Raw genomic sequence first — 15,855 nt, forward strand, 5'->3', positions numbered from 1 at the left:
TCCGTCACTCCTTATGGTAAAACGATCTTTTTCTTTTCTGTCGATTCCTTGTAAAGGACAATCGTTTTGCCGATAATTTGTACAACTTCCAAACCAGCTTGTTCAGAAAGTAAGTCAGCAATTTCCTCTTTGTCTTGTTCACAGTTTTGTAGAACAGACACTTTGATAAGTTCTCTCGCTTCAAGCGCTTCTTCAATCTGTTTAATAATCGCGTCCGTTAACCCGCTTTTACCGATTTGGAAAATAGGTTGTAAGTGATGTGCTTCACTACGTAAGAAACTCTTTTGTTTACTTGTTAGCATGTTGATCCTCCAATTGTTGTGTTAGTCGTTTCATCATTCCAATAGTGTCCGGGCGAATGCCTGTCCATTTTTCAAAAGCGAGTGCTCCTTGGTGGACAAACATTCCTATCCCATTTGCTGTTTCCGCCCCTTTGTTCCGAGCGGTTGCTAAAAATTCCGTTTCAAGAGGATTATAGATAATATCAATGGCTGCAGTCCCCGGTGTTACATTAGAAGGATCTAGAGGCATTCCCTCAGAGGAAAACAGCATTCCAACAGAAGTGGTTTGTATAATGATGCCAAAACGGGCAAGCTGCTGTTCCGCTTCAGCGATCGTTAAATAAGTTGAATTAGATAATCGTTCACTTATTGAGGTAGCATTTTTCAATGTCCGATTTGTGAAGGTAATCACGCCATATCCAGCGCTACGTAATGCAAAGGCGATTCCCTTTGCTGCCCCTCCGGCACCAATTATTAAAATCTCATCTTTTTTACGCCCACTACCGTACTTTTCTTCTAATGCCCTAACGAATCCGCTTCCGTCTGTATTAGATCCAACTAACCGTCCATTTTCCCCAGCTACTACAGTATTGACTGCTTCCATATGAGCTGCAGCTTCATCAACACCGCCTAGGAAAGGGAGTATATCACTTTTATGCGGAACCGTCACATTCCAACCACTGCATCCTAATAATTGTAGACTTGCAATAACAGAAGGAAGTTCTTTAGTCTTTGCATGTACAGGAATATAGGTAGCATCAATACCGTTTTCCTTGAGCCAGTGATCATGCATGCCGGGAGACATCGATTGTGCAATTGGATCTCCTATGACTGCAAACCATTTTTTCATCTTAAGTCCCCCTCTGTCAGATTAATGACGGGCGTAAGACCACGTCTACGCCACGAGGCGCATGAACAGCAACAACTACATTTGCATGCTGAACAGTAATCCAACCTAGACCCGAAATGACTATGTCAGTCTTTGCTTTCTTAATAGAAAACTCATGACGAACGAGTTTAGGGAACCGTTCTAACGACTCTGGCCCTGGTGGTGACAGCATGTCTCCGAGATGTGTTTCATATAACGCATCCGCATTTTCCAGCTTCGTCCTGTGAAGAGGAAGTGCATTAGAAGAGTGTACGTTAAATGAAGAACGCTCTCCCTTTATAAAGTCAAAGCGAGCTAAACCACCAATGAAAAGCGTTTGCTCTGCATTCAACTGGAAGATCTTTGGCTTGATTTCCTTTTTGGGAGTGATTGCTTTCAGTTCGCTCGGATCTAAATAATGCGCCATCTGATGATTATTGATTATTCCAGGTGTATCATAAATTGCTTTGCCATCATCCAGTGGAATCTCCACAAGATCTAATGTTGTTCCTGGGAAATGTGAAGTTGTAATGACTTCTCCCGTGCCTGTAGCTTGCTTAATGATTCTGTTGATAAATGTCGACTTTCCAACGTTTGTACATCCTACCACATAAACGTCTTGACCTTTACGTAATTCATCAATACGTTCCAATGCTTCAGGAACGCCTTGACCTTTAACAGCAGAAACCAGCATGACTTCAACAGGTTTTAGACCAAGCTTGGCGGATTGTTCTTTCATCCAGTTAATCAGTTTGTTACGATTCACTGATTTCGGCAATACATCTGCCTTGTTTCCGATCAGTATTATATCTTTTTTACCAACAAAGCGTTGTAATCCATGAATCCAACTACCATTAAAGTCAAAGATGTCCACAACAAGGACAACAAGACCTTTTCGATCCCCAATTCCATTTAAAATAGCAAGAAAGTCATCCCCAGATAGTGAAACTGGTTGCAACTCATTATAGTTTCTTAAACGGAAACACCGTTGACAAATTACCTCTTCCTTTTCGAGCGAAGCGGGTGGTGCATACCCTTCTTTTTTAGGGTTATCTGTTTGAATGCCAATACCGCATCCAATGCAAGTGAGTTCCAAATCTATTCCTCCCACGAAATCATTCCTTTTCGTTTTAACGTTTTCAATATACGACGTTCCAACTGACGATTGAATTTCGTCATGAAGCCGTCAGAACTTGCCACAGGTACAACGAGAATCGTTTGTAGTCCGAATCTATTGCCACCAAGGATGTCGGTCATTACCTGATCTCCAATCATCACTACTTCCTCTTTTTGCAGTCCCATCTGATCGAGCGCTTTCCTGAACGCTTTAGACAATGGTTTTCTCGCTGAAAAGATGAAAGGCGTTTTAATTGGCTCACTGAACGCTTTTACACGCAGCTCATTATTGTTCGATAAAATCGTTACTTGCAACCCTGCATCCTGCATTTCTTTTATCCAAGTAGCAATCTCGGGTGTTGCATCGGGACGATCCCAAGCGACCAGCGTATTGTCGAGATCGGTGATAATCCCTTTAATACCTCTATTTATAAAATCAGTAGGTGAAAGCTGATAAACATCCTTAACATATTGATCTGGCAAGAAATAACTGTACATCCTATCCACTCCATTACTGTGCTGATTCGCACTTATTATACCATACCTAAGCGATAATACTTGCAGACCAAACGAGAACAGTCATGCTTTTAAAAACTGCCTGTCCGCCAAAATCAGCGGTGATACGTCATCTTTTACCCGCATAGGATGTCAGACAACGACACAGGAGGTGGTTCATTTGAGCGGCTTTGTTATGGCGCTAGTACAATTATGGCTCGAGATTCCTGCGGTTTTAGGGTACATCCGTGGGCAGGCATTTAAACGTCCACTCTCAAAAGCGGAAGAAGCCGATTGTCTCGAACGTCTAGCACAAGGGGATGAAGACGCCCGTGATGAACTAATCGAGCGCAATATGAGGCTCGTTGCACACATTGTTAAGAAGTTCCATCCAAAACACGAACAGCTTGACGACTACATTTCTATAGGAACGATCGGTCTCATGAAAGCAATTGCGAGCTTCACTCCAGATCGTAAAACCAAACTTGCAACGTACGCAGCACGATGTATTGAGAATGAAATATTAATGTTTTTAAGAACACAGAAAAAGACGCAAAAAGATATCTCTTTAAACGAACCCATTGGCACAGATAGTGAAGGCCAATCATTAGAAATAGCAGATTTACTCCAAACTGATGAAGAGTCTCCCCACGACCGTGCGGAAATGAATGAACGAAAAGAGCGGCTTTATCGTCATCTTCATAATTTGGAGGGGCGAGAACTTGAAATTATCCAGAAACGTTTTGGTTTGCTAAACGACAAACCGATGACACAAAAAGAAATCGCAGATGAACTACAAATTTCAAGAAGTTATGTGTCAAGAATTGAGAAAAGAGCGATTGTCAAGTTGTATCAGCTGTTCAAACGTGAACAAGACTCCAAGTAACCCAGCATTTCAAATTAAAAAACGTCTCCAGCATTCGTACCCTCGCTGGAGACGTCTACACTGATTTTTCTTCAATCAGCTTTCACTTCAAAATAGATCACACCTGTAAGAGCAGCTGTGACAACAAATGCACCCAACATTAAAAATAACATACGAGTTCCTCCTCGCTTCATGAATTAGGTTTTACTTCATATGTCTAGTTTACCACGAATGGATTAAAGTTTCGAGATGACATCAAGCACAACTTCTGAAGAATGTTGTGCCGCCGCTGGTAGAAATTCATCGAATGACAAGGAAGATTCTTTCCCAGCAATATCTGAGAGCGCTCTAATTACAACAAAAGGCACCTGGAATTCGTGACACACTTGAGCAACTGCAGCAGCTTCCATTTCTGCAGCAATCAGTTCAGGAAACTGTTGCTTCACATTCATTACACGTACAGGATCGCTCATAAACACATCTCCTGAAGCGATTAACCCCGAAGCGTGCGAATGTTTGCCAATTTCTTCGACTGCTTTTGCAGCAACTTGTAGAAGCATCTCGTCTGCCTTGTATGTGACAGGACCCCCCGGTACTTGACCGAGTGCGTATCCAAAAGCAGTTACATCTACATCGTGATGCGTAACATCCTTCGATAGCACAACTGTTCCGACTTCTAAGTTTTCACCTATACCGCCTGCAGATCCAGTGTTCAAGACTGCATCTGGTTTGAATAGTTGAAGCAATAAAGTTGTGGCTACAGCAGCATTCACTTTACCAATGCCACTTTTTACGAGCACGACTTCACGACCACCAAGCGTCCCTTCACTAAATTCATAACCTGCGATAACCGTGTGTCGAGCTGACTGTAACTGATTTTTGAGAATGGTAACTTCCTCTTCCATTGCTCCGATAATTCCAACTTTCATCGTTGTATCCCCTATCCGTCATTACCTATTAGTAGTTAAAATCGAGTGTGTTCAACACGTCCATTTGCGTAGGTTTCCAACCTTCTCCGTCGACCCATTCTAAATAGACTCTATATTTTTTTGATTTGTCTTTTGAAGAGACAATCCCAATTGACTTCTGGGGACTACCCCCATTTTTAATCTTCAAGAAAATCATGTCATTTTCAGCCATTCCTGTTGCATACGCTAGTGCCCTCTTTTTCTCCTGCCAGTCTACTGATGAACCATCATATTGCGATACGTGATTGCCTGACTGTGACGTTCCTACAGGCTCCCACGAATCATTTGAAACAGTTTCGTCAACGACGGCGTCTTCACTAGCTGTATATGTAACAGTTCCTTCTTTTTCGGTATCTTTCTTTTTGGATGTATCATCACTTTGTTCGCTATCATCTGATTCGTCACTGACAGTTCCTTCTTTAGAAGAGTCATCGCCTTCTGCAGACTGGTCTGAATCCTCTCCCTTGTCCCCCTCACCAGTTCCTTCAGTACTATTTTCAGTACCACTCGCTTCATCTTCCGGAGTTGTTTCAGTTATAGCTATTTCTTTGTCTTCTGGTGTGCTATCACTTGAAAGTATTTTCACTCCCACGAGGACAATTAACAAAACAACGATGGCAATCATCCAATTCAACATCTTATTCCCTTTATTGTTTTGTCGTTTCCGACGCACCCTTGAAAATTCCGGTTTTTGTTCACTCACTTGAAATCATCTCCCTTAGTTCCACGCTTCTAACGATTGGACGTTTCTGCATGCGTGATGTTTCACAAAAAAAGCCGCCTTTATTTCGAAGGCGGCATCTCTATGTTACTTCACTTCTGTGATTTCAACTTGCATTTCGCCACCCGGTGTTATGATTTTCACTTGATCACCTTTTTTTCGACCAAGAATTCCTTTGGCGATAGGTGAATCATTAGAAATCAAGCCTTCTAACGGGTCAGCTTCAGCAGATCCTACAATCGTATATGTTTCAACTTCCCCGTCAGGGATTTCCTTAAACGTTACTGTGCTGCCGAGTTGCGCTTCTTCCGTACGAGTATCTTCTGAGATGATAACAGAATTACGAATCATTGATTCAAGTGATGAGATTTTTCCTTCGATGAACGCCTGGTCTTCCTTCGCAGAATCGTATTCAGAATTCTCGGACAAGTCACCGTAGCTGCGAGCAATTTTAATACGTTCAACAACTTCTTTACGTTTAACTGTCTTTAGAAATTCAAGTTCATCTTCTAATTTCTGTTTCCCTGAAACAGTCATTGGATATTTTTTTTCAGAAACCATTTCCTCACTCCTCATTTTGCAAAATCATCAAAATAATATGTCGCACCTCGTAAAAAGGTATGCGACATAGTGTTTACTATATGAATATCTGACAACATCATATTACAAATCATTACCAGAATCAAGAATTGTTTTTATTTTCGTTACCATTAAGTCAATTGCGACTTCATTATGACCGCCTTCAGGAATGATAATGTCCGCATAACGCTTGGTAGGTTCGATGAACTGGTTGTGCATCGGGCGAACGACACTCATGTACTGATCGATGACGGATTCAATAGTTCTACCTCGATCGTTAATATCTCGTAAAATTCTTCTAATAATCCTCAAGTCAGCGTCCGTATCGACAAATAATTTAATGTCCATTAGATTTCTTAACCGTTTATCTTCCAAAATTAAGATACCCTCTAGGATAATCACATCTTTAGGTTCAATCGCAATTGTTTCACTTGAACGCGTATGCAGCGCATAGTCGTATACTGGCTTGTCAATCGACTGCCGAATAAGAAGTTTTTCTAAATCATCTATTAACAAATCCGTATCAAAAGCAAGTGGATGGTCGTAATTCGTAGCAAGGCGCTCTTCAAATTCTAAATGTGACTGATCCTTATAGTAAAAGTCTTGTTCTATTACGACTACAGAATGATCTTGAAAAACTTGATGAATCTTTTTTGTTACACTGGTTTTCCCTGACCCCGAGCCTCCTGCGATACCGATAATTAAGGGTTTTTGCGTTCCCATCTTACTAATTCCTCCTCTGTAGCTGATGCAACTTTATAAGTTTTTACGAGCGATTAAAATTCCATCTCCTACAGGAAGTAAGGAAGTTTCATACGCAGGGTTGTCCATTACCCACTCTGTAAATGCTTTTAAATTTCGAATCATCGTGCGATTGCGTTTCGGCACATCCTGATCTTCTAAAAATACCATTCCATGCATAAACATATTATCACAGTAAATGACACCACCCGCCTTGACGAGAGGTTCATACTTTTCAAAGAAGCGTTTGTATTGCCCTTTAGCTGCATCGATGAAACAAGCATCAAAGTATTCAAATGGAAGCAAAGCTGTATCGAACGTCAGTGCATCATCCTTAAACAACGAAATCCGGTCATTCAGCTCGGCACGGTTAATGTAGTGAACTGCTTTTGCATGCCGTTCATCGTCCCTCTCAATGGTGGAAATATGCATTCCAGGATTTGCTTGCGCAAGACGAATCGCAGAATAGCCGATTGCACTCCCAATTTCCAACAGGGTCGAGGGCTTCTGAATACTTAACAAACCGATAAACGTGTCAATTCCACTGCGCTCCATGATAGGAACAAAATGCTCTTCGGCATCCTTTTCCATTTCTTTGACAATCGGATCCACTTCCTTTTCGAAGTTTAACCGGTACGTTTCATAATTTGACATAATACAAACTCCATCCTGCTATTTTACTTGCCATCAATATACTCCGCTTTTAACTTCAAGTGCTCATCATATGTTTTAGCAAAGTGATTTTTACCAGTTTTATCTGCCAGAAAATAAAAATAAGAAGTATCAGAAGGGTCTATTACCGCTTCAATCGATTCTGCTCCTGGAGCTGCGATCGGACCAGGTGGTAGTCCTTTGTTCTGATAGGTGTTGTATGCATTCTTTACTTCTAAATCTTTGAGCGAGACTTTATCTTTATGTTCGCCTAGAGAATATAAAACGGTTGGATCCGTTTGTAAAGGCATGCCTTCTTCCAGTCGATTATAAAAGACACTCGCTATGGTTTGGCGATCCGCTTGGGCTGTTGCTTCACGTTCTAGCAACGATGCGAAAGTAAGTAACCAATGGACTGATTTCTTGTTTTCCTCAAGTGAAGCTAAATAAGGTGTAACATTTGCACGCGTTCCGTCAATCAGCGTCTCAACTACCGTCTGTACAGTAGGCTCTTCCTCGTAAAATGGATAGGTGGCCGGGAATAGATAGCCTTCCAACGGATGACGAATGTTTTCATTTTTCACTTCATCGGTAATAACCTCTGGATATAAAGCTTGCAAATTCGTAATCGTCTCGTCGGAATCAATATAGGCTATAAACTCTTCTTTTGTTACAGTTGTTTTCGCTGCAACCCGTTCACCTATTTGCTCGACCGTTAGTCCTTCAGGAATCGTCATTGTAAATACAGGTGTGCGGTAAACTTTTCCTGTTTTTAAACTTTTTAAAAGTTCATCAGGCGTCATAGAAGTAGACAAACCATATGTTCCTGCTTGAAAGTCTGATTCGTTGTTCACTTTGGCATAATACTTGAAGATTTTCGCATTTTTAATAAGACCTTTATCCTCAAGAATTTGAGAGATTGTATCTAACCCTGAACCAATAGGAACTTCCACTTCCACCGTTTTTTCGGAGTCAGGATCTATTGGCTCCAGGGCACTTTTTATGTATCGATAAGTGAAGAACCCACCCACTGCAACAAGTAGAATCAATGCAATCGCTATCCAAAAAACAATTTTGCGTACGACTTTAACTTCCTTCTTCTGTTCTTGCATGCGTTCAAACATCACTTCTTTTTTTGAACCCTTCGCCATATGGAAGGTCACCTCTTTCTCGTTGTATCACTGGCCTGCTGACTTAAAGCAACCAATCGTCTGCAATGAAAAAAACGGAACGGTGTGCACCGTTCCGTACGTGCGCATATGGCTTACTCGTCGTCTTCGTCTTGCTCGTCCAAGAAAGTACCGAAAACTTCTTCGATCATTTCCCATTCTTCGTCAGACTCAACAGGCATTAGATCCCCATCTTCACCGTCTTCTGAAGGGACAAAGCTTGAAGCAAAGATTTCAATTTCTTCATCCTCATTTTCAGGCTCATCACCAAGTACGTGATAAAGCACATATGATTTACCATAGTCTTCTGATTCGAATGTGAAGATTACCTCACATACATGTTCTTGTCCTTTTTCATCTACAATTGTCATTGTTTCCATACCGTGTTCCATTTGATCACCTCATGTAGTTTTTGAGTCAAGATATCCTTGAAGAATCATGACTGCTGCCATCTTATCAATAACAGTCTTTCGTTTTTTACGACTTACGTCCGCTTCGATTAACATCCGTTCTGCGGCCATTGTAGTCATCCGTTCATCCCAAAGGATTGCAGGCATATTAAATTTTTCTTCTAGCAACTGGGCGTATCTCTCAGAAGCCTCTGCTCGAGGACCAATCGAGTTATTCATGTTTTTAGGATGACCGACAACAAAAGAACTGACGTTATACTCTTTAACAAGTTCTTTTATACGTTTCATACCTAAATTACCCGATTCTTCGTCAATTTGGACAGTTTCAATTCCTTGAGCTGTCCAACCCATGGCATCGCTAACTGCGACGCCGACTGTTTTAGATCCTACATCTAAGCCCATCGCTCTCACTTCTTACTGCCTCCGTTTTCACGGATATAGAACTTCACGAGTTCCTCCAAAATTTCATCCCGCTCCAATTTACGGACCATATTACGTGCATCCTCATGGCGTGGGATATAAGCAGGATCACCTGAGAGCAAGTAGCCCACAAGCTGATTAATGGGGTTGTATCCTTTTTCCTCTAAAGCCTTGTACACGTGGAGCATCACCTGTTTGACCTCTTGCTCCATCGATTCCTCAGGAAAATTGAACTTCATCGTTTTGTCATATGAATTCACAATCGACACCCCGCTTTCAATTTGTCCGATCGGCTAACCAATACTATGACCCTCACAAGCCACAAACTTGGAAGCCGGATTCAGTTAAACAGATTTGACATAATCATACACGGAAAGTAGCGCTTCATCAAGTTTTGAGACGTCTTTTGCTCCAGCCATTGCCATATCTGGACGGCCCCCGCCTTTACCACCGCATAATGACGCCACATGGCTAACAATTTCCCCTGCATGCTGTTCACCTTTCAAGTCTTCGGTAACTCCTGCCGCAAGCATAACTTTTCCCTCAGAAGCCGCACCTAAAACAATCACACCTTTTTCTATCTTTTGTTTTAGCTCATCAATCATTTGACGCAGTGCATTATTATCTTTTGTATCGACACGTGCAGCTATGACTGTCATATCGTCAATCTGTTTTGCGTTTGCTAACACATCCGTCAACTGGCTATTCCCTAGTTTTGCAGATAATGAATCATTTTCACGTTGCAAATCTTTGAAATCACCAAGGAAAGATGCCGTTTTTGTTGCAAGCTCTTTCGGATTGGACTTCATCAGTGATGAAGCTTCAATTAAAATTGCTTCCTCTTCCTTAAATGAACGATACGCTTGTTTTGCTGTCACCGCTTCAATGCGTCGAGTTCCTGCTCCGATACCGCTCTCGGATTCGATTTTGAAGACGCCGATTTCGCCACTTGAATGTACGTGACATCCACCACATAACTCTAGTGAGTAGTCCCCGACCGATACTACGCGCACAACGTCGCCATATTTTTCTCCAAACAACGCCATTGCGCCCATTTCCTTCGCTTCTTCTATCCCTTTTTGTTCAATTGAAACCGCGATATCTTCCCAAATCTTTTCGTTCACGATCTGTTCGACTTGTTCTAGCTCTTCTTTTGTAACTTGCCCGAAGTGCGAGAAGTCAAAACGAAGGCGATCTGGTCCTACATAAGAACCTGCTTGGTTGACATGCTCTCCCAGTACTGTTTTCAAAGCTTTGTGCAATAAGTGTGTTGCCGTATGATTTTTCACAGTAAGGGCGCGATCAGGCTTATTTACTTGTGCACGTACAAACGTCACGGGTGTCACTTCACCTGAACGGACAATCGCTGTATGCAAATGCTGGCCATTTGGCGCTTTTTTAACAGACAACACCTCCGCAGAAAATGAATCATTTGCAATCATCCCTTTATCTGCGATTTGACCCCCACTTTCTGCATAAAACGGAGTTCGGTCAAGAATGAATTGAATTTCGTCTTCTATTGTTGCACGCTCAACAATTTCACCATCTTTTAAGAGGACAACAATTTTCGATTCACTTTCTAGTTGCTCATAACCAATGAATTCACTTGACTCATGGATATCGCCAAGTACACCTGACTGAACGTGCATGGAGTCAACGTCTTGTCGAGCGCTTCTTGCACGCTTCCGTTGAGCTTCCATTTCGTTATGGAAACCAGCTTCATCAACAGCTACGCCTGCTTCTTCAGCAAATTCTTCCGTCAATTCAAACGGGAATCCGTAAGTGTCATAAAGTCGGAATGCGTCTGCACCAGAAACAGTAGGCTGTTCTGTAGATTTCGCTTTCTCAAGAATTCCACTTAACATGCTCATGCCTTCTGCCAATGTTTCATGGAATCGATCTTCTTCGTTTTTAACTACTTTCATGATGAATTCCTGTTTTTCTTTTACTTGTGGATAGAAATCTTCCATCTTGTCGGCAACAACGGGAACAAGATCATACATGAATGGACGATCGATGCCGAGCTGCTTCGCAAATCGAACGGCACGACGTAAGAGTCGTCTGAGTACATATCCTCTGCCTTCATTTGAAGGAAGCGCACCATCTCCGATAGCAAACGCAACTGTACGGATATGATCCGCAATCACTTTGAACGCTGTATCTTTTATTTCGTCTTTACCATACGTTTCACCCGAAACTTTTTCCACCGCGTTAATAATTGGCAAGAAAAGGTCCGTATCGAAGTTAGTCGGAACTTCTTGTAATACAGATGCCATCCGCTCCAGACCCATTCCTGTATCAATGTTTTTCTTCGGTAGCGGTGTATACGTATGATCTGGATTATGGTTGAATTCCGAGAACACTAAGTTCCAGATTTCCAAGTAGCGGTCGTTTTCTCCACCTGGGTATAGTTCAGGGTCAGAGAAGTCGTCTCCATATGAAGGTCCGCGATCGTAGAAGATTTCAGAGTTCGGTCCGCTTGGTCCTTCACCGATATCCCAGAAGTTTCCTTCTAGACGAATAATACGTTCTTCAGGTAAGCCGACTTTATCTTTCCAAATCGTGTATGCTTCTTCATCTTCAGGATGGATCGTGATGGATAGCAACTCTGGATTGAACCCAATCCAATCTGGATGTGTTAGGAACTCCCATGCATACAGGATAGCTTCTTCTTTGAAGTAGTCCCCGATTGAAAAGTTACCGAGCATTTCAAAGAAAGTATGATGGCGAGCAGTTTTTCCAACGTTTTCGATATCGTTCGTACGGATTGACTTTTGAGCGTTGACGATTCTTGGATTTTCAGGAACAACTCGTCCATCGAAGTATTTCTTAAGCGTCGCGACACCGCTATTGATCCATAGTAGAGAAGCGTCGTCAATTGGAACTAGTGGTGCTGATGGCTCGACACTGTGCCCTTTTGCTTTAAAGTAATCTAAAAATAAACTACGTATTTCAGATGCTGTAAGTGATTTCATCATCTATTCCTCCTTGGTTATAAGCTTTCATAAAAAATTAGGTGCAAGTAATTCTATTGATTACAGCTGAAAGCATTTGTCTTAAGGGTACATCGAGACTATTAATGTACCTAGCTGAAAATAAAAAAACTCCGCCCCTGGAAAGGGACGAAGTGTTATTCGCGGTACCACCCTCATTGCCGAAAACGTAGACTCCGGCATCTTGAGTTGCCATAACGCGGCATACGGCGGGGTTCACCCGCACTCCGGAGCAGCTTTCAGCACTCATTGTGTGAGTTCCCTTTCAGCCAAGGGGAACCTCTCTTTCCACACGCCATCATGCATACTTTCTCCATCAATGTGTTTTGTATTCAAGCTATACTTGGATTATAAGGAAGTCGGAAAGTGTTGTCAATCCACACTTCCCATAAAATCATAGGGGCTCTCACCATTCATCCCCACCATTGGGTCCACATCTAATATCGTTTCAATTGATAGGATATGCGGCAGTTCCTTATGGGTTTGGACAACTTCCGCGGTTGCAACAGCTGGATCTGTTTGAGTGGATGCACCAGTCAAAGCATCCGATGTATTAGGCGATTCTACTCGAGCAGAGATAGTTGTCTCAGTTTTAGGTGACTCGGATGCAACAGACTCCAAGCTTTCACCGCGCAGCCGTTCTTTAAGAGTAGTCTGCCGTTCACGCTCGTCCATCCGGGCGATGCCTTCCGCAAATTCGTTTGGACTACCACATAGAATAAGAAAGTTTTTGGCTCGAGTAATCCCTGTGTAAAGCAAATTGCGACGTAACATTTTCCGATGGCTACGAACAACAGGCATGATAACCGTAGGAAATTCACTACCCTGTGACTTATGGATAGAACAACAGTAAGCCAGAGTTAGCTGATTCAGATCCGACCGTTCATATGTCACTTCAATCCCATCAAACGAGACAACCATCAGATCTTTTTTCTCGATTGTTTCCTTGGCTTTTAAGATTGCAATCACTTCACCCATATCACCATTGAACACATTACTTTCAGGCTGATTGACGAGTTGAAGCACGCGGTCGCCAATTCGGTAAATAATATCTCCGAATGTGACTTCCTTGCGACCTGCAGAAGCTGGATTCACCATCTCCTGAATCATAGTGTTTAACGCATCGATACCCGCAGGACCTTTGTACATAGGGGCAAGCACTTGAATATCTTTAATGGCTTGACCTTTCGTTAACGCATTTTTAACAATCTGGCTTACAACTGTTGTTACTTGGTCTGCATCAGTACGGATGAATGAGCGATCTGATGTTTTCATCGCCAAATCGCCAAGTGGTTCGGACTTTTTGATAGCGTGAGCCAGTTCAATGATTGTAGATCCCGCACTTTGCCGATAAATTTCAGTCAGCTCGACGACGGGAATTGTTCCTGACTCTAAAAAGTCACGTAACACTTGACCAGGACCAACAGAAGGAAGCTGATCCTGGTCTCCGACAAACAGGATCTGAGCGTCATCATCGATTGCTTTCAAAAGCTGATGGGCAAGCCACGTATCGAGCATCGACGCCTCATCAATAATAACAAGTCTAGCTTTGATTTCTCGCTCGGTTTCTTCTTCTTTCTCTTGCCCCGTAAAGCCGAGAAGTCGATGTATCGTCATCGCGGGCAGTCCAGTGGATTCAGAGAGCCTTTTCGCCGCACGCCCTGTAGGAGCCGCCAAAATGATCGGAAATGGCTCTTCTTTTTTCGCGTACTCTTTCGGATCGAGTGTCAGGCCATGTAACTCTGCGTAAACTTCAACAAGACCTCTTACTACAGTAGTTTTACCGGTCCCGGGCCCACCCGTTAATATCATAGCCGGAGAATTGAGGGCTTGTTCAATCGCAGCAATTTGCGTTTCCGCATAGTTGACTTCTAGACGTTCTTCCGTTTCACCAATTGCTTTTCTCATTTCTGAAGACGGGAATGTATTTTCCCGATCTTGATCCAAAATCCGTTCCATTTTCGAAGCGATTCCTAGTTCTGAAAAATACAATGAGGGCAAATAGAGTTTACGCTGTTCTGCACTCAACCGGCTTTCCTCTACTAGTTCAATTATGGCGGTGGATATTAATTTGAAAGGGATTTCCTCAGGTTGACTGGATTCCAACAACCGTTTGACTTCCGGTAACACTTGAACGGCTTCCAAGTACACATGACCACTCGATAGAATCCCAGTATTGATCGTATGCAGGATCGCAGCCTGGATCCGCGATGTATGTGTACCTGTAATTCCTAGTTGCCTTCCGAGTTCGTCCGCTCGCTGAAATCCGACCCCTTCCACATCTTCAATGAGACGGTAAGGGTTCTCAGTCAGCTTTTCAATCGTCTCTTCCCTATACGTTTGATAAATCCTCATTGCAACTTGAGGTCCAAATCCCCACTCATTTAATTTGACGATGGTCCGTTCCAAGCCGAGATTATCCCGGAGGACAGAAACGAGCGTCTCTTTCTTTTCCGCGTTGAGGCGAGGAATTTCATCCAAGACACCTTCGTTTTCCATTATCTTACGAATCGCATCAGGACCGAGATGGTTGATAATCGTTTCAGCAGTTTTCCGCCCAATCCCAGGAAACATATCTCCTGAAAGGTAGTGGATTAACCCTGTTTCAGTTGCAGGCAATTCTTTTTGAAACGTTTTTACATCAAATTGCTGACCATATGTTGCGTGATTTATGAGTCTCCCCGTAAACCGATACTCTTCTTCTTCGGATAGTTTTGGAAAGTTCCCTTTGACGACAATTTCTTTTCCTTCAAACGAACAATTTGTTTTCCGCACTTTCAGTTTAGCAATCGTAAACAAACTATCAGGGTTATGGAAAATCGTCACGACCGCTCTGCCAATTAAAAAAGGTTCTTCTTGAACTGCTGAATCGGTTTTTTCCATAGTCTAGCGTCACCTCACTCGTCAGCGGATTCGTTTTCTTCCCCCATTTGAATCATGTCGTAGATATATCTGGCCTGGACATGTTCTGGGTCAATCGTGTATGCACGTTCTAAATGATGTAGAGCCTGATCTTTGTCTTCTGTAGAAACTGCATATAAGAACCCTAGGTTAAAGTGAGCGTCAGAGTTCTCTGGTTCTTCTTCTATGATCGATTTGAATTGGTCTTCAGCTAGATCATAGACACCTTCGTTCGCTAGCAAAATCCCATAAGACAGGCGAATTTCAAGATCTTCAGGAGCTAGTTCAAGCGCCCTTTGTAAATAAGGTAGTGCCAAGCGACCTTTTTCTGCTCTTTCCAAACTTTTCCCTAACATGAAATAGGCGTCTGCTTCTTGAACACCGCATGAAATTGCTTTTTCGTAGAGCGTTGTTGCTTCGTCATAACGATCTTGGTTAAAGTAAAGGTTGGCTAACCCGTAATAGGCTGTTCCCATTTCGCCGTCTAGCGTGAGTGCTTTTTGGAAAAACGGTTCTGCTTTTTCAATATCCCCAATGGATGCGAATACGTTCCCGACATTTACATAACCGACCGGATCGTCAGGAGATTCTTCTGCTGCTTTAATGAATTCTTCCACTGCTTTTTCAAAGTTCCCTGCTTGTAATGCTTCTATCGCTTGTTCATTGTGTCCCATTTT

Annotated in this window: 17 protein-coding genes and 1 other annotated feature; of the genes, 1 reads left to right on the forward strand and 16 read right to left on the reverse strand. The window is 42.5% G+C overall.

Features of this window, described 5'->3' with window-relative positions:
* Window positions 1-11 precede the first annotated feature (11 nt).
* The 4 genes from yhbY to RL70_RS01760 are packed head-to-tail and all read right to left on the reverse strand — an operon-like array spanning window position 12 to window position 2,763.
* Window positions 12-302 carry a ribosome assembly RNA-binding protein YhbY gene (yhbY, locus tag RL70_RS01745; RefSeq protein WP_039041720.1) on the reverse strand — a complete coding sequence of 97 codons (291 nt, stop codon included), beginning with the start codon at window positions 300-302 and terminating at the stop codon, window positions 12-14.
* Window positions 289-1,131: a shikimate dehydrogenase gene (gene aroE / locus RL70_RS01750; protein ID WP_039041721.1), complete on the reverse strand. Its 843-nt coding sequence runs from the start codon at window positions 1,129-1,131 to the stop codon at window positions 289-291. Before aroE ends, yhbY begins: the two co-directional genes overlap by 14 nt.
* Before the next feature lie 16 nt (window positions 1,132-1,147).
* The gene (gene yqeH, locus RL70_RS01755) at window positions 1,148-2,251 is read right to left on the reverse strand and encodes a ribosome biogenesis GTPase YqeH (protein WP_039041827.1); all 1,104 of its coding nucleotides are present in this window, start codon (window positions 2,249-2,251) and stop codon (window positions 1,148-1,150) included.
* The gene (locus RL70_RS01760) at window positions 2,248-2,763 is read right to left on the reverse strand and encodes a YqeG family HAD IIIA-type phosphatase (RefSeq protein WP_039041722.1); all 516 of its coding nucleotides are present in this window, start codon (window positions 2,761-2,763) and stop codon (window positions 2,248-2,250) included. Before RL70_RS01760 ends, yqeH begins: the two co-directional genes overlap by 4 nt.
* A 178-nt stretch (window positions 2,764-2,941) precedes the next feature.
* Here RL70_RS01760 and sigK point away from each other — a divergent pair, with 178 nt between their 5' ends.
* Entirely contained in the window at window positions 2,942-3,646 is a 705-nt protein-coding gene (gene sigK / locus RL70_RS01765; protein WP_039041723.1) for an RNA polymerase sporulation sigma factor SigK, read from the forward strand.
* A 215-nt stretch (window positions 3,647-3,861) separates the two neighbouring features.
* Here the strand turns inward: sigK and mtnN are convergent, their stop codons facing one another.
* The 12 genes from mtnN to RL70_RS01825 all read right to left on the reverse strand — a co-directional run bounded on the left by mtnN (window position 3,862) and on the right by RL70_RS01825 (window position 15,852).
* Window positions 3,862-4,554 carry a 5'-methylthioadenosine/S-adenosylhomocysteine nucleosidase gene (gene mtnN / locus RL70_RS01770; RefSeq protein WP_039041724.1) on the reverse strand — a complete coding sequence of 231 codons (693 nt, stop codon included), beginning with the start codon at window positions 4,552-4,554 and terminating at the stop codon, window positions 3,862-3,864.
* A gap of 28 nt (window positions 4,555-4,582) precedes the next feature.
* Complete coding sequence (locus tag RL70_RS01775; protein ID WP_039041725.1) at window positions 4,583-5,296, reverse strand: YrrS family protein; 714 nt, start codon at window positions 5,294-5,296, stop codon at window positions 4,583-4,585.
* A gap of 105 nt (window positions 5,297-5,401) precedes the next feature.
* A complete protein-coding gene (greA, locus tag RL70_RS01780; protein ID WP_039041726.1) occupies window positions 5,402-5,875 on the reverse strand; it encodes a transcription elongation factor GreA in 474 nt (157 codons plus the stop codon).
* Window positions 5,876-5,977: 102 nt separating this feature from the next.
* Complete coding sequence (gene udk / locus RL70_RS01785) at window positions 5,978-6,616, reverse strand: uridine kinase (RefSeq protein ID WP_039041727.1); 639 nt, start codon at window positions 6,614-6,616, stop codon at window positions 5,978-5,980.
* Between the two features lie 33 nt (window positions 6,617-6,649).
* Window positions 6,650-7,288: an O-methyltransferase gene (locus RL70_RS01790; protein ID WP_039041728.1), complete on the reverse strand. Its 639-nt coding sequence runs from the start codon at window positions 7,286-7,288 to the stop codon at window positions 6,650-6,652.
* Between the two features lie 23 nt (window positions 7,289-7,311).
* Complete coding sequence (gene mltG, locus RL70_RS01795) at window positions 7,312-8,436, reverse strand: endolytic transglycosylase MltG (protein ID WP_039041729.1); 1,125 nt, start codon at window positions 8,434-8,436, stop codon at window positions 7,312-7,314.
* A gap of 113 nt (window positions 8,437-8,549) precedes the next feature.
* Window positions 8,550-8,846, reverse strand: a complete 297-nt coding sequence (locus tag RL70_RS01800) for a DUF1292 domain-containing protein (RefSeq protein ID WP_039041730.1) — start codon at window positions 8,844-8,846, stop codon at window positions 8,550-8,552.
* Between the two features lie 9 nt (window positions 8,847-8,855).
* Window positions 8,856-9,275 carry a Holliday junction resolvase RuvX gene (gene ruvX / locus RL70_RS01805; RefSeq protein ID WP_039041731.1) on the reverse strand — a complete coding sequence of 140 codons (420 nt, stop codon included), beginning with the start codon at window positions 9,273-9,275 and terminating at the stop codon, window positions 8,856-8,858.
* The gene (locus tag RL70_RS01810) at window positions 9,272-9,544 is read right to left on the reverse strand and encodes an IreB family regulatory phosphoprotein (RefSeq protein WP_039041732.1); all 273 of its coding nucleotides are present in this window, start codon (window positions 9,542-9,544) and stop codon (window positions 9,272-9,274) included. The genes ruvX and RL70_RS01810 overlap by 4 nt, the downstream gene beginning before the upstream one ends.
* 84 nt (window positions 9,545-9,628) lie before the next feature.
* A complete protein-coding gene (gene alaS / locus RL70_RS01815; RefSeq protein WP_039041733.1) occupies window positions 9,629-12,259 on the reverse strand; it encodes an alanine--tRNA ligase in 2,631 nt (876 codons plus the stop codon).
* Window positions 12,260-12,399: 140 nt separating this feature from the next.
* Window positions 12,400-12,606, reverse strand: a binding site (T-box leader).
* 43 nt (window positions 12,607-12,649) lie between these two features.
* A complete protein-coding gene (locus tag RL70_RS01820) occupies window positions 12,650-15,160 on the reverse strand; it encodes an ATP-dependent RecD-like DNA helicase (RefSeq protein WP_039041734.1) in 2,511 nt (836 codons plus the stop codon).
* A gap of 14 nt (window positions 15,161-15,174) precedes the next feature.
* Window positions 15,175-15,852 carry a lipopolysaccharide assembly protein LapB gene (locus RL70_RS01825; protein WP_039041735.1) on the reverse strand — a complete coding sequence of 226 codons (678 nt, stop codon included), beginning with the start codon at window positions 15,850-15,852 and terminating at the stop codon, window positions 15,175-15,177.
* Between the last annotated feature and the right edge of the window lie 3 nt (window positions 15,853-15,855).

Origin of the sequence: Sporosarcina sp. ZBG7A (assembly GCF_000813425.1) — a bacterium.
Taxonomy (GTDB): Bacteria; Bacillota; Bacilli; order Bacillales_A; family Planococcaceae; genus Sporosarcina.